The sequence below is a fragment of the Acidaminococcus sp. HCP3S3_H5 genome (assembly GCF_052122235.1).
Lineage (GTDB): Bacteria > Bacillota > Negativicutes > Acidaminococcales > Acidaminococcaceae > Acidaminococcus.
Genome location: NZ_JBQKCS010000005.1, coordinates 1 through 20366, shown reverse-complemented (window position 1 = coordinate 20366; position 20366 = coordinate 1). Strand labels below are relative to the sequence as shown.

The 20366-nt window shown below is 57.0% G+C and carries 20 protein-coding genes; 19 read left to right on the top strand and 1 reads right to left on the bottom strand.

Annotated features, from left to right (window positions below; all coding sequences use genetic code 11):
- The first annotated feature begins 6 nt into the window (after window positions 1–6).
- From dnaN to ACTQY5_RS06910, 9 genes are all read left to right on the top strand, one after another.
- On the top strand, window positions 7–1134 hold the full coding sequence (gene dnaN / locus ACTQY5_RS06950; protein WP_308664237.1) for a DNA polymerase III subunit beta: 1128 nt from the start codon (window positions 7–9) through the stop codon (window positions 1132–1134).
- Window positions 1134–2270, top strand: a complete 1137-nt coding sequence (recF, locus tag ACTQY5_RS06945) for a DNA replication/repair protein RecF (RefSeq protein ID WP_441368984.1) — start codon at window positions 1134–1136, stop codon at window positions 2268–2270. Before dnaN ends, recF begins: the two co-directional genes overlap by 1 nt.
- On the top strand, window positions 2267–2998 hold the full coding sequence (locus ACTQY5_RS06940) for a DUF721 domain-containing protein (protein ID WP_022488055.1): 732 nt from the start codon (window positions 2267–2269) through the stop codon (window positions 2996–2998). The genes recF and ACTQY5_RS06940 overlap by 4 nt, the downstream gene beginning before the upstream one ends.
- Window positions 2976–3203, top strand: coding sequence for an extracellular matrix regulator RemB (gene remB / locus ACTQY5_RS06935; RefSeq protein WP_022488056.1), 228 nt, complete (start codon window positions 2976–2978; stop codon window positions 3201–3203). The genes ACTQY5_RS06940 and remB overlap by 23 nt, the downstream gene beginning before the upstream one ends.
- 15 nt (window positions 3204–3218) lie before the next feature.
- A complete protein-coding gene (gene gyrB / locus ACTQY5_RS06930) occupies window positions 3219–5159 on the top strand; it encodes a DNA topoisomerase (ATP-hydrolyzing) subunit B (RefSeq protein ID WP_441368983.1) in 1941 nt (646 codons plus the stop codon).
- Between the two features lie 10 nt (window positions 5160–5169).
- Complete coding sequence (locus tag ACTQY5_RS06925) at window positions 5170–5865, top strand: thiamine diphosphokinase (protein ID WP_229778446.1); 696 nt, start codon at window positions 5170–5172, stop codon at window positions 5863–5865.
- Window positions 5866–5869: 4 nt separating this feature from the next.
- Window positions 5870–6634 (top strand): sulfite exporter TauE/SafE family protein, encoded by a 765-nt coding sequence (locus tag ACTQY5_RS06920; protein ID WP_022488059.1) that lies wholly within the window; start codon window positions 5870–5872, stop codon window positions 6632–6634.
- A gap of 36 nt (window positions 6635–6670) precedes the next feature.
- The gene (gyrA, locus tag ACTQY5_RS06915; RefSeq protein WP_308664236.1) at window positions 6671–9166 is read left to right on the top strand and encodes a DNA gyrase subunit A; all 2496 of its coding nucleotides are present in this window, start codon (window positions 6671–6673) and stop codon (window positions 9164–9166) included.
- A gap of 513 nt (window positions 9167–9679) precedes the next feature.
- Window positions 9680–10120: a YbjN domain-containing protein gene (locus ACTQY5_RS06910; protein WP_022486825.1), complete on the top strand. Its 441-nt coding sequence runs from the start codon at window positions 9680–9682 to the stop codon at window positions 10118–10120.
- A 30-nt stretch (window positions 10121–10150) separates the two neighbouring features.
- On the opposite strand, the gene ACTQY5_RS06905 is transcribed toward ACTQY5_RS06910, so the two are convergent.
- Complete coding sequence (locus ACTQY5_RS06905; RefSeq protein WP_022486826.1) at window positions 10151–11029, bottom strand: LysR family transcriptional regulator; 879 nt, start codon at window positions 11027–11029, stop codon at window positions 10151–10153.
- A 182-nt stretch (window positions 11030–11211) separates the two neighbouring features.
- Between ACTQY5_RS06905 and maeA the strand changes: the two genes are divergently transcribed.
- The 10 genes from maeA (at window position 11212) to ACTQY5_RS06855 (ending at window position 20078) form a co-directional block, all read left to right on the top strand.
- A complete protein-coding gene (gene maeA / locus ACTQY5_RS06900) occupies window positions 11212–12855 on the top strand; it encodes an NAD-dependent malic enzyme (protein ID WP_022486827.1) in 1644 nt (547 codons plus the stop codon).
- A 298-nt stretch (window positions 12856–13153) separates the two neighbouring features.
- Window positions 13154–14329, top strand: a complete 1176-nt coding sequence (locus tag ACTQY5_RS06895; RefSeq protein WP_370833325.1) for an ABC transporter substrate-binding protein — start codon at window positions 13154–13156, stop codon at window positions 14327–14329.
- A gap of 71 nt (window positions 14330–14400) precedes the next feature.
- Window positions 14401–15297 (top strand): branched-chain amino acid ABC transporter permease, encoded by an 897-nt coding sequence (locus ACTQY5_RS06890; RefSeq protein WP_279128236.1) that lies wholly within the window; start codon window positions 14401–14403, stop codon window positions 15295–15297.
- Between the two features lie 9 nt (window positions 15298–15306).
- Entirely contained in the window at window positions 15307–16287 is a 981-nt protein-coding gene (locus tag ACTQY5_RS06885; RefSeq protein WP_022486830.1) for a branched-chain amino acid ABC transporter permease, read from the top strand.
- Complete coding sequence (locus ACTQY5_RS06880; RefSeq protein ID WP_022486831.1) at window positions 16262–17032, top strand: ABC transporter ATP-binding protein; 771 nt, start codon at window positions 16262–16264, stop codon at window positions 17030–17032. The genes ACTQY5_RS06885 and ACTQY5_RS06880 overlap by 26 nt, the downstream gene beginning before the upstream one ends.
- A complete protein-coding gene (locus ACTQY5_RS06875; RefSeq protein ID WP_288310362.1) occupies window positions 17032–17736 on the top strand; it encodes an ABC transporter ATP-binding protein in 705 nt (234 codons plus the stop codon). The genes ACTQY5_RS06880 and ACTQY5_RS06875 overlap by 1 nt, the downstream gene beginning before the upstream one ends.
- Before the next feature lie 15 nt (window positions 17737–17751).
- Window positions 17752–18420, top strand: a complete 669-nt coding sequence (locus ACTQY5_RS06870) for a CBS and ACT domain-containing protein (RefSeq protein ID WP_154488005.1) — start codon at window positions 17752–17754, stop codon at window positions 18418–18420.
- Window positions 18410–18610 carry a DUF951 domain-containing protein gene (locus ACTQY5_RS06865; RefSeq protein ID WP_022486834.1) on the top strand — a complete coding sequence of 67 codons (201 nt, stop codon included), beginning with the start codon at window positions 18410–18412 and terminating at the stop codon, window positions 18608–18610. Before ACTQY5_RS06870 ends, ACTQY5_RS06865 begins: the two co-directional genes overlap by 11 nt.
- A 77-nt stretch (window positions 18611–18687) precedes the next feature.
- Window positions 18688–19431, top strand: a complete 744-nt coding sequence (locus ACTQY5_RS06860; protein ID WP_441368982.1) for a hypothetical protein — start codon at window positions 18688–18690, stop codon at window positions 19429–19431.
- Complete coding sequence (locus ACTQY5_RS06855) at window positions 19428–20078, top strand: DUF805 domain-containing protein (protein WP_441368981.1); 651 nt, start codon at window positions 19428–19430, stop codon at window positions 20076–20078. The genes ACTQY5_RS06860 and ACTQY5_RS06855 overlap by 4 nt, the downstream gene beginning before the upstream one ends.
- Window positions 20079–20366: the final 288 nt, after the last annotated feature.

Here is a 20366-nt window from a genome sequence, read left to right as displayed (position 1 = left end):
ACTGCCATGCAGTTTTCATGTGAAAGCAAAGAACTGGCTCAGAGCGTCAATATCGTAAAAAGAGCCATTTCATCCAGCAATAACGCACCGATTTTTTCCGGGATCCATGCCATTCTCCAAGGAAACACCCTTCAGTTGATTGCCATGGACAATACCTACATGATGAACAAGAAAATGGACGTGAACGGACAGGAGGACGGAGAGCTTCTCATCCCCGCCAAAGCCATCGGGGATCTGCTGGCCCGTTTCGATCCGGACGAAGTGCTCACCCTTCAGCAGCTGCCCGGTGAAAAAGAAATGACCCTGAAAGCAGCCAAGGCCAGAGGCCAGTACCACATTCCCCTGATGGACCCGGAAGAATATCCGGCCATGCCCTCTTTTGAAGGGGACCGGGTGCTCCGGCTTTCCGAAGAAGTGATGGGGAAACTGATCTCCACCACGGTGTACGCCTGTTCCACTGATGCCAGCCGGCCGCTGTACACCGGGGTCTACCTGGAAAAATCCGGTCAGCGGCTCACTGCCGTGGGCACCAATACCCACCGTCTGGCCATCAAGGATCTGGAACTGCCGGAGGGGGATGACAGCGAATTTTCCCTGCTGATCCCTGCCCGTCTCCTGAAGGAAATCGGCAGCAATCTGAACGGAGAACTGCCGGAACCGGTGACCCTGACTCTGAAAGAACGGCAGATCATGGCCCAGATGGGAAATCTCACCATTATTTCAAGCCTGATCGAAGGAAAATTCCCTGATTACAGACGACCCATCCCTCCTTCCTTCAGCAACCGGACGGTTTTCAACCGGGTGGACATGGAAAAGGCCATCCAGCGGGTATCCCTGTTTTCCCAGTCCGACTACAACATTGTCCGGCTGGCCATTGATGCAGACGGGATCGTGCTGTCTTCCGCCGTCAGCGACATGGGCCAGGGGAAGGAAATCATCGCCTGCCAGACCGTGGGGGAATCCCTGCCGCTGAACATCGCTTTCAATTCCCGGTACATGACCGACTTTTTCAAGAACTGCGGCACGGACCGGGTGAGCCTGGAAACCAACGCCTCTCTGTCTCCGGCCCGGCTCATGCCGGAAGGGGATGAAAGCTACACCTACATCCTGACCCCGGTGCGGGTCATCTTCTGATGCGCCTGGAAAACCTGCGGCTGCTCCATTTCCGGAACTACAGCCAGGTGTCCCTTCCTCTTGCACATGATATAACCATCTTTTATGGGGACAACGCCCAGGGGAAAACCAACCTGCTGGAAGGGATCTATACTGCCGCCCGGGGGTTTTCCTTCCGGACCCGTCATGAGGAAGAGCTGCCCAGCTTCGGAGCGGAAGAATGGGCGGCAGAACTCCAGTACCGGGACCGGTACGGGTCCAACCGCCTGCTGGTGAAACGGTATCCGGTCCGGGGCCGGACCAAAAAAGAGAATCTCCTGAACGGGAACCCGGTAAGCCCCCGGGAACAGTACGGCCTGGTGAACCTGGTGCTCTTTACCCCCGATGACCTTCAGCTGGTGAAAGGGGATCCTGCCCTCCGGCGGAAATTTCTGAATATGGAGATCGCCCAGACCAGCCCGGTGTACTATGACCTTCTGACCAAATACAACCGGGTGCTCCAGCAGCGGAACCGGTTCCTGAAACAGTGCCGGGACCGGGAACAGCTGGAGGAAGCCCAGCTGCTGGTGTGGGACGGAGCCCTGGCCCGGCTGGCGGCGGGGATCCTGGACCTGCGGCTCCAGGCCCTGGCGGGGATCGTCCATGCGGCCCAACAGGTTTATGACGGGATCACCGGCACCCAGGGTGCCCTGACCCTTTCCTATGTGCAGAAGCGCAGCGAAGGGGAGCAGGGGATTACGGAAAACCCCGGGCCGGCAGCCTGGGAAACTTTTTACCGGCAGCAGCTCCAGCTGCGCCACCGGCTGGACTATGTCCGGGGCTACACCAGCCTGGGGCCCCACCGGGACGATCTGGAGATTTTTCATGAGGGAAGGCCTCTCCGGGCCTACGGATCCCAGGGTCAGCAGCGGACCGCCGCGCTGGCCCTGAAACTGTCGGAACTGGAATTCATCCGGTCCGTCCGGGAAGAATATCCGGTGCTGCTCCTGGACGATGTGCTCAGTGAACTGGACCAGCACCGGCGGGAGAAGCTCCTGGGCTTCATCAACGGAACGGTCCAGACCTTCCTGACCGTCAACGACCGTCATCTGGCTCCGGTGGAAGGAGATGTGGCGGCTTACCGGGTGGCAGAGGGAACCCTGGAGGAACAGCCATGAAAGATTCGGAACTTCTCATCCTGAAAGTGCTCCGGACTCCCCGGGCCCGGCAGCAGTTCCTGCTCCACTGGCTGAAAAGCCACTGGCCGGAGATCCTGGGCCACACCGGGGCCAGCCATTCCCAGCCTTACCGGCTGGAAGAGGGAGTCCTGTACGTCCATACGGACAATCCCATGTGGTCCAACCAGTTCCACATGATGCAGGGGAAACTGCTGAATCAGCTGAACCGGCTCCTGGTGCCGGCGCTCCAGGGACGGAAACGGCTGATCCGGGAACTGAAGTTCTACCACGGGGTCATTGAGGAAGAACCCCAGCCCCGACAGGAGGCAAAACCCTTCATGCCCCGGCGGGACGACAGCCGGAAATGTCCTCTGTGCGGAGTACCCCTTATCGGAGATGAGGAAATCTGCTCCGGCTGCCGCCGGAAACAGCAGGAAGAACTGCGCCGGGAAATCCGGAAACAGCTGGATCTGCGGCCCTGGCTCCGGTATGAAGATTGCCGGGAGCTGGTGAAGTGTGATAGAATAACATTTACTGACGTGAAGGCAGTACTGGAGGAATGGGCCCTGAACCGGGCTCTGGACCCCCGTGCCACTGCCGGGGAAAAGGCTTTTGCCGTCATGGTGGAAACAGGCCTCCGGCCGGAAGCCCTTTCGGAGGAAACCATCCGGCAAACCCTGGAAAAAGCCAGAAGGAGACGGACTTATGTACCTGCACGTAGGAAATAATTATGTGGTGCGCTGCGACGAGATCATCGGGATCTTCGACATCCGGAACAAACGGACCAACATCTACCGGTTTTTCCTGAAGCCCAGACTGGGCGGGGACAATGTGGTGGACCTGACCGAGGACTACCCGCCGGCCAGCTGTGTGGTCACCCGGGACAAGATCATCCTGTCGGGAATTTCCAGCAGGACCCTGCGCAAGCGATAAAATCGGGAGGTTTGTATGGCGAAAAAGAAACAGACGATTGAAGAAGAGATTGCCGTCCACGGGGATTACGGGGCGGAACAGATCCAGGTCCTGGAAGGCCTGGAAGCCGTGCGGAAACGTCCCAGCATGTACATCGGCAGCATCAGCGGCCGGGGGCTTCACCATCTGGTGTACGAAGTCATCGACAACAGTATCGACGAAGCCCTGGCAGGCTACTGTGACCATATCCGGGTGATCATCCACCAGGACAACAGCATCACTGTTACGGACAACGGCCGGGGGATCCCGGTGGAAATGCACAAGGTGGGGAAACCGGCCATCGAAGTGGTCATGACGGTCCTCCATGCCGGGGGCAAATTCGGCGACGGCGGCTACAAGGTCTCCGGCGGGCTCCATGGCGTGGGGGTTTCCTGCGTCAACGCCCTGAGCAAGAAGATGGTGGTGGAGGTCAAGAAGAACGGGAAGATCTACGGCATCGAATTTTCCAAAGGCAAGACCACCCGTCCCCTGTATGTGAAGGGAGAATGCCCGGAAAACGAAACCGGCACCAGCGTCACCTTCTGGCCGGATGACACCATTTTCACGGAAACCGTCTACAGCTATGACACCCTGAAGCACCGGATCCGGGAACTGGCTTTCCTGAACAAAGGGGTCAAGATCCAGCTCACCGACGAACGGAGCGGCCAGGATGAGGTGTTCCACTACGAAGGGGGCATCATTTCCTTTGTGGAATTCGTCAACAAAGGGAAGGAACCCCTCCATGCCAAACCCATCTACGTGGAAGGGGAACGGCAGGACACCATTGTGGAAGTGGCCATGCAGTACACCGACGCCTACACGGAAAACATCTACACCTTCGTGAACAACATCAACACGGAGGAAGGGGGCACCCATCTGGCCGGGCTGAAACAGGCCCTGACCCGGTGCATCAACGACTATGCCCGGAAAAACGGCCTCTTGAAGGACAACGAGGACAACCTGTCCGGGGACGATGTCCGGGAAGGGCTCACCTGTGTCATGAGCCTGAAGGTCCGGGAACCCCAGTTCGAAGGCCAGACCAAGACCAAGCTGGGGAACAGCGAAGTCCGGGGCATTGTGGACAATATGGTGACGGAAACCCTCACCGAATACTTCGAAGAAAACGCGCCGGTGGCCAAGAAAATCGTGGAAAAAGCTATTATGGCCAGCCGGGCCCGGTCTGCCGCCAGAAAAGCAAGGGACCTGACCCGCCGGAAATCGGCTTTGGAAGTGAGCAGCCTGCCTGGGAAGCTGGCGGACTGTTCCAGCAAAAACGCGGAAGAAACGGAAATCTACCTGGTGGAAGGGGATTCCGCAGGGGGCAGCGCCAAACAGGGCCGGGACCGGAACTTCCAGGCCATCCTGCCCCTCCGGGGCAAGATCCTGAACGTGGAAAAGGCCCGTCTGGACAAAATGCTCAACAGCCAGGAAATCCGGGCCATGATCACCGCCTTTGGCTGCGGCATCGGGGAGGAATTCGACATTTCCAAAGCCCGGTACGGGAAAATCATCATCATGACCGATGCGGATGTGGACGGGGCCCATATCCGGACCCTGCTGCTCACTTTCTTCTACCGGTACATGAAGCCCCTCATCATCCACGGGAACGTGTTCATTGCCCAGCCTCCTCTGTACCTGATCCGCACGGGCAAGAAGCACACCTATGCCTACAGCGATGAGGAACTCCAGAAGAAACTGGACGAAGTGGGACGTCAGAACAACCCCTATGTCCAGCGGTACAAAGGCCTGGGGGAAATGAACCCGGAACAGCTGTGGGAAACCACCATGGATCCCAGCAAGCGGACAGTGCTCCAGGTGCAGCTGGAGGATGCGGCCACGGCGGATTCCGTGTTCTCCGTGCTCATGGGGGACAAGGTGGAACCCCGCCGGCAGTTCATCGAGGAAAACGCCGGCAAGGTTACCAACCTGGACTTCTAAGGAGCGTTTCATGACCATGGAAATCCAGCTTCCCCAGGGGAAGCTCCAGTGCAGCCGGACGGGAGGACCGCTCCTGATGGTGGTGGCCGGGGGCCGGCGCCCGGATCCCCAGTGGCTGCAAAAGGCTGCCGCCGGCCTTGTGGTGGCAGCGGCGGACCGGGGCGCGGACCACTGCCGGGCGGCCGGGGTGGTGCCCGGGTTCCTGTACGGGGACCGGGACAGTGCGGCACCGGGAGCCTGGGAGGCATTTGCCCGCCAGGGCGCCCGGGTCAAGACCTACCCGGTGAACAAGGACGATACGGATCTGTCCCTGGTGCTCCAGGATATCCCCGGTGACCGGACGGTGCTGGCCACCGGCATCTGGGGCGGCCGGGCGGACCATCTGTTCGGCAATCTGTATACCCTGCTGGCCTATGCCCGGAGGGGAGGCAGCGCCATCCTGGCCGATGACCAGGAAATGCTGTGCTACCTGCAGCCGGGAGAGGGTCTGCGGTTTACCGCCGGGAGGAAACGGCCCCGGGCAGTGAGCCTGCTGCCTCTTACTCCCTCCTGCCGGGTAAGCATTACCGGGGTCCGCTGGCCCCTGGACAATGCGGAACTGACCCAGGCCAACCCTTATGCCGTCAGCAACAAGATGACGGAGCCGGCCTTGAATGCCTTCTGCCGGGAGGGCATCGCCGGCGTCTATTTCACCTGGAAGGAGTGACCCCATGCTGGAATTCCACTGGCAGGATTTGATTTTCCTTTTGGCAGCCGGCTTCATCGGCTCTTTTGTAGATGCGGCGGTAGGCGGCGGTGGTCTGATCACCCTGCCGGCCTTTATGGCCACCGGCATCCCCACCCCCTTTGCCCTGGGGTCCAACAAACTGGCCTCCTCCATCGGCGCGGTGACCAGTTTCTTTACCTTTGCCCGGTCCGGGAAAGTGGACCGGAAGATCCTGAAGATGATGCCCCTGTCCTTTTTGGGCAGTGCCGCCGGGGCCTGTATTGCCTCCCTGCTGCCGGAACAGCTGCTCCGGTACATTGTGGTGCTGGCCCTGGTGGGAGTGGCTTGCTATACCTATTACCGGAAAAACTGGGACGGGGTCAATGAAATGACCGAAATGACCCGGTCCGTTGCCCTGGGCATCGCCGCCATGGCCTGGTTCCTGGGCATGTACGACGGTTTTTTCGGACCGGGGACAGGTTCGTTCCTGATCTTCGGATTCCTCTATTTCGGCTATAACTTCGTAACCGCTGCCGGGAATACCAAGGCCCTGAACCTGGCCAGCAACCTGGGAGGCCTTGTGGCTTTCCTGATGCTGGGCCGGGTGTATCTGGCCTATGCCCTGCCCATGGGGCTGGTGGAGATCCTGGGCGCCCGGCTGGGAGCGAAGATTGCCATACAAAAAGGTGTGGGCTACATCCGCACCCTGTACCTGGTCATGACCGTCCTGCTGATCGGCAAGCAGGTCTATGACCTTTTCTTGAAATAACCGCGTCAAAAAGACGCAGGAAGGAAGCGTGAGAACGTGGATGATCAGCAGAATGACAAGCAGACCATCTCTGCCGGCAAGGTAATCCCCGTCTATGTGGAAGATGAGATGCAGAAATGCTACATCGACTACGCCATGAGCGTCATCGTCCAGCGGGCCCTGCCGGATGTGCGGGACGGTCTGAAGCCGGTCCACCGCCGCATCCTCTATGCCATGAACGAGGCAGGGATGCTGCCCAACAAGGCTTATAAAAAAAGCGCCCGTATCGTGGGCGATGTTTTGGGGAAATACCATCCCCACGGGGATTCCTCGGTGTATGACGCCATTGTGCGTCTGGCCCAGGATTTCTCCACCCGGTATCTGATGGTGGACGGCCACGGGAACTTCGGTTCCGTGGACGGGGACCCACCGGCCGCCATGCGGTATACGGAAGTCCGGATGGGGAAGATCGCCGTGGAGATGCTCCGGGACATCGAAAAGGATACGGTGGATTTCATCCCCAACTACGATGAATCCCTGAAGGAACCCACGGTGCTGCCTGCCAAGGTGCCGGCTCTCCTGATCAACGGTTCCGCCGGGATCGCCGTGGGCATGGCCACCAACATTCCGCCCCACAACCTGGGAGAAGTGGTGGATGCCTGCGTGATGCTCATCGACAATCCGGATGCCACCATCGACCAGCTGATGACCGCCATCAAAGGGCCGGACTTCCCTACCGGGGCCAAGATCCTGGGCCTGTCCGGGATCCGCCAGGCCTATACCACCGGCCGGGGGGTTGTGAAGGTACGGGCCAAGACCCATGTGGAACCCATGCCCAAGAACAAGAACCGGATCGTGGTGACGGAAATCCCCTACCAGGTGAACAAGGCCAAGCTCATCGAGAACATCGCCCACCTGGTCCAGGACAAGACCCTGGAAGGGATCACCGACCTGCGGGATGAATCGGACCGGAAGGGCATGCGCATCGTCATCGAACTGCGCAGCGATGTAGTCCCGGAGATCATGCTGAACAAGCTGTACAAGCACACCCAGCTCCAGGATTCCTTCGGGATCATCATGCTGGCCCTGGTCAGCGGCCATCCCCGGATCCTGAACCTGAAGCAGATTCTGGAATACTATCTGGATCACCAGAAGGACGTCATTACCCGGAAATGCCGGTATGAACTGAAGAAAGCAAAAGAACGGGCCCACATTTTGGAGGGCTTGAAGATCGCCCTGGACCATCTGGACGAAGTGATCGCCACCATCCGGGCCAGCGCCAATGGGGACGTGGCCAAGGCCGCTTTGATGGAAAAATTCGGCCTCAGCGACCGCCAGGCCCAGGCCATCCTGGATATGCGTCTCCAGCGCCTCACCGGTCTGGAACGGCAGAAGATCGAGGATGAATATAAAGAAGTCATGGCCACCATTGCCTACCTGGAAGACGTGCTCAGCGATGAACACAAGATCATGGGCATTGCCCGGGAAGACCTGCTGGATGTGAAGAAACGGTTCGGGGATGCCCGCCGGACTTCCATTGTGCCGGACACCGGGGATCTGGAAACCGAAGACCTGATCGCCGAAGAAGACGTGGTGATTACCATCAGCCACCAGAGCTACATCAAGCGCCAGGCTCTCACCAACTTCCGGAACCAGAACCGGGGCGGCCGGGGCATCAAAGCCGGCAGCGGCAAGATTGTGAAGGAAGACAACAAGGTGAAGGGAGACTTCTCGGAACATCTGCTCATGGCCAGCACCCATGACAACATCCTGTTCTTCACCAACCGGGGCCGGGTGTACCGGCAGAAGGGATTCGAGATCCCGGAAGCCAGCCGCACCGCCAAGGGGACCTTTATCCGGAACCTGTTGCCTCTGGAAGAGAACGAAAAGGTCAATGCGGTGATTGCCGTAAAGAGCGGCATCAGCGAGGACGAGAAGAAGTTCCTGTTCATGGCCACCAACCTGGGCTTTGTGAAGCGGACCAGCGTCAGCGAATTCAAGTCCGCCCGGAAAGGCGGCCTGATTGCCATCAACCTGGGCGAAGGGGAAGAGCTGATCGACGTGAAGCTCACCAGCGGCCACAATGACATCCTGCTGGCCACCCGGGACGGGTACGCCATCCACTTCCAGGAAGACGACGTACGGTCCATGGGCCGCACCAGCCACGGGGTACGGGGCATCAACCTGCGGCCTCACGACAGCGTGGTCTCCATGGACAGCTGTGTGGACGACACGGGAGAAGTGCTCACGGTAACGGACAAGGGCCAGGGGAAACGGACCAACATTTCTGAATACCGGGTCCAGACCCGGGGCGGCAAGGGGATCATCAACCTGAAGGTGACCAACAAGACCGGCCTGATCGTGGGCTCCAAATTCATCAACGAATCCCAGGAAATCATGCTGATTTCCGCAGCGGGCATCATCATCCGGATGAACGCCGCTGATATTTCCACCTACGGAAGGAATGCCCAGGGCGTAAAGCTCATGGATCTGGAAGCAGGGGATAAAGTAGCCGCACTGGCCGTAGTGAATACGGTGGGTGAGGAAGAGTAAGAAAAAGGGGGGTGTTGCACGTTACGTGCAACACCCCCCTAGCTGTAGAGCCGCGTAGCGGCTCAAGTCTGGAGTCTGAAGTCTGGAGCCGAATGTTAAATTTGCATGCAAATTTTTGAATATGTAGAACCTTTGGACGAAATGATTGCTCAGATTGATTTCGATTCTGGTTTTACATAATCAAAAGGATCCGTCCAGCCAGGCGGATCCTGTCCTGAGGCTTCCGACTTCAGACTCCGGACTTCTGACTGAGGGGCTGTTGCTCATGCAACAGCCCCCTTTTCCTGTGGATATCCTGTGCACAAGTGGATAAGTGGCTCTGGATATTGTGGGGTGAACGGACTTTTGCACTATATCTGGGACTTACCCACAGAGTTATCCACAGGAAATGTGGATAACCTGACCATTTTTGTGGATAAGCCTGTTGATAAGTGGAAAACTTGACGGGATTTCCTCCATGGCTTATCCTGTTAAGAAAGAAAGCGGGACCGCTCCCGCTGAAGGAGGATACCAATGGCAGCACTGAACCAGAAAGCGGAAAGCTTCAAGCGTTTTGTAGAAAAGAAAGATCCCAAGGCCTTTGTGGTGGATCCCATCAAAGACGATCCGTTCCATACGGTGGTGTTCCGGTCCCATCTGGACGTGGAAGGGACTCCCCTCCAGCTGATCGTGGTACTGGATGACAGCGCCTTCGGGGTGATTCGGGTGCTGCTGGCTCCCAAGGCCCTGAAAGAAAGCAACAAAAAAGCCCTGCTGGAAATGCTGAACCAGTACAACAGCACCTACAAGGCTTTCAAATTCTATCTGGACAAGGAAGAATCCCTGATCATGGACACCTGCGTGATCTTCCGGGAACCCCAGGTGGACGGGAACATGATGTATGGCCTGTTCCAGATGATCAGCAAGGAACTGGACGAGAAGTACAAAGAAATCATGAAGACGATCTGGGAATAACAGCTGACAAAAGGGTCTGCTGACTGTTTTTTATACAGTCGGCAGACCCTTTTTCACAAACCGCACAAATTCCTCCATGGCCGGGTTGAAATGGAGGTCTTTGTTCCAGTCCAGGGTAATGAAGGCAGGCTGGAACTGACGGACGGACAGGGCATGGAGGTCCGGTTCCTGCTGGGCGATTTCTTCCGTCAGGAATCCGGCGGCCCCTTCGGACCGGATGTATTCCAGGATGGTGAACACCTGGGTGGTCTGGTGGAGGATCCAGGGATGGACCCCGCTCTGGGCAAACATGCGGCGGATGTAGGCGGTCTGGTCGAAATGGTCGGAAAACAGCACCAGAGGGATATTCCGGAGCTCCAGGAGATCCACCGCCTCTTTTTGGGCCAGGGGATGGTCCTGGCGGACGAACAGCTTCAGATAGCTTTTCCGCAGCAGCAGACAGTGGCTGGGTTCCTCCGGCAGCCGGTTGGTGACGCACAGGGCAAAGTCGATTTCCTGCCGGTCCAGCAGTTCGTAGAGCACCTTGGTGGTCTCTTCCACCGTTTCGATAGTGATCTGGGGGTGGGATTTCAGAAAGGCCCCGTGGATCTGGGGGAAGATGGTGTTTCCCCGCATGGTGGCGATGCCGATCCGGATCAGGGCCTTTCCGGTGCCCAGGGTACGGACCACCTGGCACAGGTTCCGGTAGTGGTTCTGGAACTGCCGGGCGTGTTCCAGGAGGATCCGGCCCCGGCGGGTGATCTGGATGTTGTTCCGGTTCCGCTGGAACAGGGCCACCCCGCATTCCTCCTCCAGTTCCCGGATGGCCTTGGAAATTCCCGGCTGTGAAATATGGCATTTTTCCGCCGCCCGGGAAAAACTCCCGCATTCGCAGACGGCGATGAAATATTCAATCTGAGTAAGTTTCATGATGGGCTCCTTGTTAAAAAACGGTCAGCGGTCAGCTGTCATTTTATTATAACCTGAAGTTTGGGTCAGAGAAAATAAAATATTGTACTTTTTCTGTTTCAATGGATACAATGGGCATACGAAAACAATCTGGAAACAACCTGTCCATGGCTGCTGTGCAGTGGGAAAGAGAGGAAATTATCATGACAATCAGCAAACGCGGTTATGATCTGCTGAATGATCCATTTTTGAACAAGGGAACGGCCTTCACCCGGGAGGAACGGAAAAAGTACGGCCTGATCGGTATTCTGCCCCCTCAGGTGGAAACCATCGAACTCCAGGACAAACAGGCCTATGACAACTTCTGCGAACGGCCCAACAAGGCGGTCCAGCGCCATTACCTGATGAAGCTGTTCAGCCGGAACCGGACCCTGTTCTTCCATCTGTTCTCCCACCACCTGGAAAAACTCATGCCGGTGCTCTATGCTCCCGGGGTGGCGGAAAGTGTGAAGCAGTACAGCGAACTGTTCACCACTCCCCAGAACGCCGTGTACCTGTCCATCGACAATATGGACGACATTGAGGAATCCCTGAAGAACGGGGCTTCCGGCCGGGAAATCCAGCTGATTGTGGTCACCGACGGGGAAAGCATCCTGGGCATCGGGGACTGGGGCACCAACGGAGTGAGCATTTCCACCGGGAAGATCCTGGTGTACACCGCGGCCGCCGGCATCGATCCTGCCAAGGTACTGCCGGTGGTGCTGGATGCCGGGACCAACCGTCAGGCCCTGATCGATGATCCTCTGTACCTGGGACTCCATCACGAACGGATCAGCGACGAACGGTACGACGCCTTTGTGGATGCCTTCCTCCAGACCGCGGAAAAGCTCTTTCCTCATCTGTATGTCCATTTCGAGGACTTCGGACGGGAAAATGCCGCCCGTCTCCTGGAACGGTATGAAGACCAGTACGCGGTGTACAACGACGACATCGAAGGCACCGGAGCCGTGACCCTGGCTGCCATCCTGGGGGGCCTGAAAGCCTCCGGGGAAAAGCTTACGGACCAGACCTTCCTGTGCTTCGGGGCCGGTACCTCCGGCATGGGCATTGTCCGGCAGGTCTTTGAAGAAATGAAGCTCCAGGGGCTCAGCGAGGAAGAAGCCCGGAGCCGGTTCTATCTGGTGGACCAGCAGGGGCTGCTGTTTGAAGATACGGAAGGGATGACGCCCCAGCAGAAACCCTATGCCCGGAAACGGAGTGAATTCCCGGCAGGAGCCAAACTGGACAATCTGGAAGACGTGGTGAAGGCCATCCATCCCACCATCCTGGTGGGAGCTTCCACCGCCGCCGGAGCCTTTACCAAGGAAATCGTCCAGGAAATGGCCGCCCATACTCCCCGGCCCATTATCTTCCCTTTGAGCAATCCGGCGGACCTGGCGGAAGCCAATGCTGACGACCTGCTCCACTGGACCGACGGAAAAGCCCTGGTGGCCACGGGTACCGCTTCCCGGAAAGTGGTGTATCACGGGACCATTTTTGAAATCGGCCAGGCCAACAACTCCCTGGTGTTCCCGGGGATGGGGCTGGCTGTGGCGGCCTGCCGGGCCCGGAAGGTTTCTCCCGGGATGCTGGCAGCAGCGGCCCATGCCCTTACCGATCTGGTGGACATGAAAAAGCCCGGGGCTTCCGTTCTGCCTCCTGTCCGGGAAATGGGGAATTTCACCAAGATCCTGGCGGAAAAAGTGGTGTGCCAGGCAGTGAAGGAAGGGCTGAACGGGATCCCTGTGGAAGATCCCAAAAAGGCCATCGAAGCCATCCGGTGGAAGGCGGAATATCGGAAACTGTAAGAGAAAAGGGCTGTTGCGAAAGCGGCAGCTCTTTTTTCGTGCCCAAAGGAGAAAGTTCAGCGGCCCTCCTTGTTTTCAGAAAATGTTCTTGAAATAAATACAAAAATCCTTTCCAGACGAACTAGTTAAAAAATGTACATAAAACAACTGTATATTTTTAAAAATCGTAATATGTTTTGTAAAAAAGAATGTTGCAAAAATGTGAATTAGTGCGTATAATAACTATAGCTTGCAAGGCCGACCGGTCATTTTATACGGGTCCCCGGCAAGAAATACCAGGAAAGCAAAGGTGTTGTTGATGAAAGCATGGAAAAAAGCGGTCGGCGCGCTGGCGATGACAACTCTCGTGGCGTCTATGTTTACCGGCTGCGGCAAGAAAGATGCAGCGAAAGACAATGGCAATGAAATCAAGATCGGTGCTTTGTTCGAACTGACGGGGAACGTAGCCAACTACGGCAAATCCACCTACAAAGGGGTACAGCTGGCGGTGGAACAGATCAATGCCAAAGGCGGCATCAACGGCAAGAAAATCAAGCTGGTGGAAGCGGACAACAAGTCCGAGCCTTCCGAATCCGGGAACGCAGCCACCAAGCTGATCACCAAGGATAAGGTTTCGGTTATCATCGGGCCGGCCACCAGCGGCTGCGTATCTGCCGCCACGCCGGTAGTGACCAACAGCAAGGTGCCTCTGATGGCTCCTGTGGCCACGGCTCCCGGGATCACCGTGGATGAAAAAGGCAAGGTACGGCCCTTCATCTTCCGTGCCTGCTTCACGGATCCCTTCCAGGGCAAACTGATGGCCAAGTTCGCCGTAGATACCCTGAAACTGAAGAACGTTGCGATTTTCTATGATTCTTCCAGTGACTACTCCAAAGGTCTGATGGATGTGTTCGGCAAGACCCTGGAAGAAAAAGGCGGCAAGGTGGTAGGCAAGGAAGCCTTCCTGGCCAAGGACCAGGACTTCAAGTCCGCACTGACCAAACTGAAAGCCACCAATCCGGAAGCTCTGTATGTGCCCGGGTACTATGAAGAAGTCTCCAAGATCATCAAACAGGCCCGTGAAGTTGGGCTGACCTGCCCGATCCTGGGCAGCGACGGCTGGGATTCTCCCAAACTGGCCCAGATCGCCGGTGCAGAAGCCCTGAACGGCACCTACTTCACCAGCGCTTATTCTGCCCAGGACAAGGATCCTCATGTCCAGCAGTTCATCAAGGACTACAAAGCCAAATTCAACGAAGAACCGGATACCTTCGCCATCCATGCTTACGATGGGACCCTGGCTGTGGCGGAAGCCATCAAACAGGCCGGCTCCACCGACGGCACCAAGATTGCTGATGCCCTGAGCAAGATCAAGGATCTGCAGGTTGCCACCGGCAAATACACCCTGGACCAGGATCACAACCCTGTTTCCGGCGGGATCATCATCGAAATGAAAGACGGCGTACAGACCTTCAAACAAAAGATTACGCTGTAAGAAACCATTACCATACGGCGTCGGATCGGTCTCCGGTCTGACGCCAAACTTTTTCACAAGGAGGGGTGCTTATGGATACCGGATCCTTTGCCCATCAGTTCGCCCAACAGATCGTCAACGGGGTATCCCTGGGCAGCATCTATGCCCTGATCGCTCTGGGCTACACCATGATCTACGGGATCATCAAACTCATCAACTTCGCCCACGGGGATATTTACATGCTGGGCGCCTATATCGGCTTTGTGGCCATTACCAAAGCCGGACTGCCGTTCTTTCCGGCCCTGATCGTGGCCATGATCGGGGCGGCCCTGGCCGGGATCCTCATTGAACGGATCGCCTACAAACCCATGCGGAACGCGCCCCGGATCGCGGCTCTGATCACCGCCATCGGCGTTTCCTTCTTTCTGGAAAACGGCATGATCCTGCTGGTTTCTCCCCAGCCCCGGACCTTCCCGCCGGTGTTCGCTCCCACGGTGTACCATATCGGGGGCGTGGTGGTGAACAACCAGCAGATCCTGATCCTGGTCAGCGCCCTGCTGCTGATGCTGGCCCTGACCTACATCGTCAACAAGACCAAGGCCGGGAAAGCCATGCGGGCGGTAAGCTATGATGCAGATGCCGCCAAGCTCATGGGCATCGACACCGACCGGGTGATTTCTACCACCTTTGCCCTGGGGTCCGCTCTGGCAGCGGCTGCCGGTGTGCTGGTGGGGATCTACTATAACTCCATCGATCCCCTCATGGGCATGATGCCCGGGATCAAAGCCTTTATCGCCGCCGTTGTGGGCGGCATCGGGATCCTGCCCGGCGCCATGCTGGGGGGCATCATCATGGGCCTGGTGGAAGCCATGGTCTCCGGCTTCTTTTCTTCCACCTACCGGGATGCGGCGGCTTTCGCCATCCTGATCCTGATCCTGCTCTACAAGCCGACCGGTCTGTTGGGCAAGAACGTGAAAGAGAAAGTGTAGGTGAATGCCATGAAGAGTTTACGTCAATCCCTCCACAAACAGGACCTGCTGGGCCTGGGAATCATGGTGATCCTCTTTGTTGTGTTCTACTTCCTCTTTGACGAAGAGATCCTGGATGATTACTGGGAAACCAACGTGATCCTGATCCTGATCAACATCATCATGGCCGTGAGCCTGAACCTGATCAACGGCCTTACCGGCCAGTTCTCCATCGGCCATGCAGGCTTCATGGCGGTAGGGGCCTATACTTCCGCCATCATCACCGTGAAGCTGGGGATGGATTTCCCCATTGCTCTCATTGTGGCCACCGTGTCCGCCGCCTTCCTGGGCTTCCTGATCGGCATGCCCACCCTGCGGCTCAACGGGGACTATCTGGCCATTGCCACCCTGGGCCTGGGGGAAATCATCCGGATCGCCATCCTGAACATCGACTATGTGGGCGGGGCCTCCGGCTTTATGGGGATCCCCCGGCTGACCACTTTCCCCATTGCCTTCTGGATAACGGTGTTCGTGGTCTATTTCATCAAGAACTTCAAGAATTCCGCTGACGGCCGGGCCTGCCTGGCCATCCGGGAAAACGAGATCGCCGCGGAAACCATGGGCATCAACACCACCAAGTACAAGGTGATGGCCTTCACCATCGGCGCCGGGTTTGCCGGTACCGCCGGTGCCCTGTTCTCCCATTACTACTACATCGCCCATCCTGCATCCTTCACCTTCATGCGTTCCTTTGACGTACTGACCATGGTGGTGCTGGGAGGTCTGGGCTCCATCAGCGGGTCCATTTCCGGGGCTGTGCTGCTGACGGCCATTTCCGCCGCCCTGGCAGATTATCCGGAATGGCGGATGGTGATCTACTCCATCGTCCTGATCGTCCTGATGCTGAACCGGCCTCAGGGGATCTTCGGCAACAAGGAACTGAGCCTGAAAATGTTCCAATCTATGAAACTGGGAGGTGGGTCTCGTGGCGGAACTGCTCAAAGTGAATAACGCGTCCATGATCTTTGGGGGCCTCCGGGCTGTATCCAACCTGACCATGCAGATCGACGAAGGAGAACTGATCGGTCTCATCGGTCCCAACGGCGCCGGGAAAACCACGGCCTTCAACATGCTCACCGGGGTGTATGAACCCTCTGAAGGGGAAATCACCTTCAACGGTCAGCGGATCAACGGAAAGAAACCCTATCAGGTGACCCAGATGGGAATCGCCCGGACCTTCCAGAACATCCGGCTGTTCTCAGAACTGTCGGTGCTGGACAATGTAAAGATCGCCTTCAACAGCCAGGTCCGGTACGGTCTGGTGGAAGCCATCGGCCGGTTCGGCCGGTATTTCAAAGAAGAGGAATCCATCGAGGAAAAGGCACTGGCCCTGCTGAAGATCTTCCACCTGGAGAAGCTCCGGGACGAAACCGCCAAGAACCTGCCCTACGGGGAACAGCGGCGGCTGGAAATCGCCCGGGCCCTGGCCACCTCTCCCAAACTGCTGCTGCTGGACGAACCGGCAGCGGGCATGAACCCCCAGGAAACCAAGGAACTGATGGAAATGATCCGGTGGATCAAAAAGGAATTCAACCTGAGCATCCTCCTGATCGAACACGACATGGGCCTGGTCATGAACGTGTGCCAGCGAATCTATGTGCTGGAATACGGCATCTGCATTGCCAACGGCACCCCTGAGGAAATCAAGCACAACAAACGGGTCATCAAGGCCTATCTGGGCGAGGAGGTATCCTGATGCTCACCATCAAAAATCTGAATGTCTACTACGGGGCCATCCACGCCGTGAAGGATCTGAACATGGAAGTGGGGGATGGGGAAATCGTCACCCTGATCGGTTCCAACGGGGCCGGGAAATCCACCACCCTTCATACCATTTCCGGACTGATCAAACCCAAAACCGGCAGCATCCTCTATAAAGGGGAAGAAATCGTGGGAATTCCCGCCCACAAACTGGTGGGACGGGGGCTGGTACAGGTGCCGGAAGGCCGTCACGTGTTTGCGGAAATGACGGTTATGGAAAACCTGGACATGGGGGCCTATCTCCGGACCGACAAAGACGGCATTGCCCGGGACAAAGAGAAAGTCTTTGAAAAATTCCCCCGTCTGAAGGAACGGATCAGCCAGACCGCCGGCACCCTGTCCGGCGGGGAACAGCAGATGCTGGCCATGGGCCGGGCTCTTATGAGCCGTCCTCAGCTGCTGATCCTGGACGAACCTTCCATGGGGCTGGCGCCCCTTCTGGTGCGGGAAATCTTCTCCATCATCAAGGAAATCAACAGCGAAGGCACCACGGTCCTCCTGGTGGAACAGAACGCCAACATGGCCCTGTCCATTGCAGACCGGGCCTATGTACTGGAAACCGGGCGGGTGGTCCTGTCCGGGACGGCCGCCGAACTGGCAGCCAGTGAAGCCGTGCAGAAAGCCTATCTGGGCGGCTGACAAGGAGGCAGAACCATGCAAGTGAAAGATCTGATGACCAAAGTCGTAAAAGTAGTCACCGGGGAACAGTCCCTGCTGGAAATCCGGGAACTGATGCTGAACAACAACCTGCGCCGGATCCCGGTGGTGGACGGAGACGGCCACCTGAAGGGCATTGTCACCGACGGGGATGTGGCCCGGGCCACGCCTTCCGACGCCAGTACCCTGGACCGGTATGAAGCCAACTACATCCTGGGCAAACTGAAAGCCAAGGACCTGATGACCAAGGCGGTGATCACCGTCAAGGCGGAAGACGGGGTGGAAACCGCCGCCTATCTCATGTACAAATTCAAAATCGGAGCCCTGCCGGTGGTGGATACCGCCAACAAAGTGGTGGGGATCATTTCCGATACGGATGTGTTCAAGGCCTTTGTGGACCTGTTGGGCTATGCCAAGACGTCCACCAAGATCACTGTGGATACCCAGGACCGGGTAGGGGTGCTGGCCGAGCTGGCAGACATCTTCAAGAAACGGGGCGTAAACATCATTTCCGTCCTGACCCGGAAGATCGGACCCAAACGGGCTGCCATTACCGTACGGGCTGATCTGACAAACGCCATGGACATCATCCAGACCATCCGAGATGCCGGGTTCGTGATCACCGACATTTCCACCCTGAAAGTAGATGATGCCCATGAAAACTGACACGGATTACAAAGTGGGGGACATTGTCCGGATGAAAAAAGCCCATCCCTGCGGATCCTATGAATGGGACGTGCTCCGGGTGGGCATGGACTTCGGCATTAAATGCCGGGGCTGCGGCCATTACGTGCTGCTGCCCAGGGCCAAGTTCGAAAAGGCCGTGCGGGAAGTCCTGGTGCATAAGGAAGATTGAAAAAAGGGGCTGTTTCACAGCCCCTTTTTTCATGTTATAATGGGGGGCAAAGCAGAAAATTTCCGGAGGTGTCAGTTATGAAAAAGTGGTTGGGAGCCTGTGTGACGGGCCTGCTCCTGACGGTCCTTCCCCTGCCGGCCCTGGCCGTCCACTGGATGACCCTGGGGGGCAGCGAAGAGGGCCGGATCTTTATGGACCGGGACAGCCTGAAACGGCCGGAGGACACCTCCCTGCTGGTCTGGGAGAAAGTTCTCTGGGATCAGCCCGATGCCAAAGGAATGACTGGCGAACTCCGGCACCGGGAATACGACATGAAGGGGAAAAAGTGGCGGCAGCTGAGCAGCTATCAGCTGGATGCCAAAGGGAGGAAGACTGCCGGGAACCGGAAGGTCCAGGAATGGCAGGAATTCCAGCCCATGACCAGTCTCTTTACCCGGGCCCGGTACGAATGGGATTATTCCCGGTGGCGGGGACCCTGGGTGTTCATTAAGACCCTCCCTGGTCTGGGCCGGAAATGGTTCAATCCGGATTCCCTGGAAAAGAAAGGCCCCAACACCTATCAGGTGTGGGAAAAGACCGTCATGAAAAAGCCGGTGAACGGCACCAAGATCCTGGTGTCCCAGACCCGGTATGATGTAAAGAACGAAAAGGCGAAGACCCTGTATCTGTGTACCTTTGACGAAGAGAACAACATGACCGATCACTATGCGGTGAACGATGTGTGGAACAAAAAAGGCGACACCTACGGAGAATATATCGGGGACCAGCTGGCCACCTATTATGCAAAGCATCCCCAGAAAAAGCAGAGGAGCAAATCATGAAAACCTGTCCCAAATGTCATAAAATCTATGAGGATTCCCAGAATTTCTGTTCGGAAGACGGCACGCCCCTGGTGCTGACTCCGGTGAGTCAGGCCATGCGGGGGGACGGCGCCCAGCCGGAACAGCCGGCAGTACCGGCGGAACCGGCTCCTGATCAGAAGGGAGAGGGGTCTGCCGGGGAAACCCAGGGCCAACAGACCTGGCAGCAGCAGAGTCAGGGAAACTGGCAGCAGGGGTACCAGCAACAGCAGTACCAGCAGTATGGTCCCAACGGGAACCCCAGCTTCAGTGCCCGGTTCCAGGCCAACATCCCCGATGCCAACACCTGGAAACCCATGTACTTCTCCTTCAACGGACGGATGAGCCGGGGGACCTATATCTGCCGGTGGCTGGTGCTGCTGCTGGCAGCGGTGATCATCGGCCTTATCTGCGGCATCCTTCCCTTCCTGGCTCCCCTGGGCTATCTGGCACTTCTGGGGCTTTTTGTATCCCAGATCTCCCTGGCGGTCCGGCGGCTCCACGACCGGGGCCATTCCGGCTTCTGGATGTTTGTTTGTGTGGTGCCGGCCCTGAACCTGCTCATGTTCCTGTACCTGCTTTTTGCAGAAAGCCAGCCGGGTCAGAATGAATATGGACTGGCAGAATAAAAAAGTTGTTGACAGCTGTCTCTGTTTTTGATATTATATACAAGATTTCTCTTTGAGAAGGCAACGACCGACTGGGTTTCCAACAACAAAATGTTTCAACTGAAACATTGAAAGAAAAAAAGTTGTTGACAAAGAAACGAAAGTCTGGTATTATATAGAAGCTGTCGCTGAGACAGTGAGACGAACTTTGAGAACTGAATATTGTTGACAGATGTGCGGGTCAAGTCACTTTTAGTGATGAGATCGAGTCACCTGGATGACAACCAGGTTAAAAAATCAAAGCTAGTT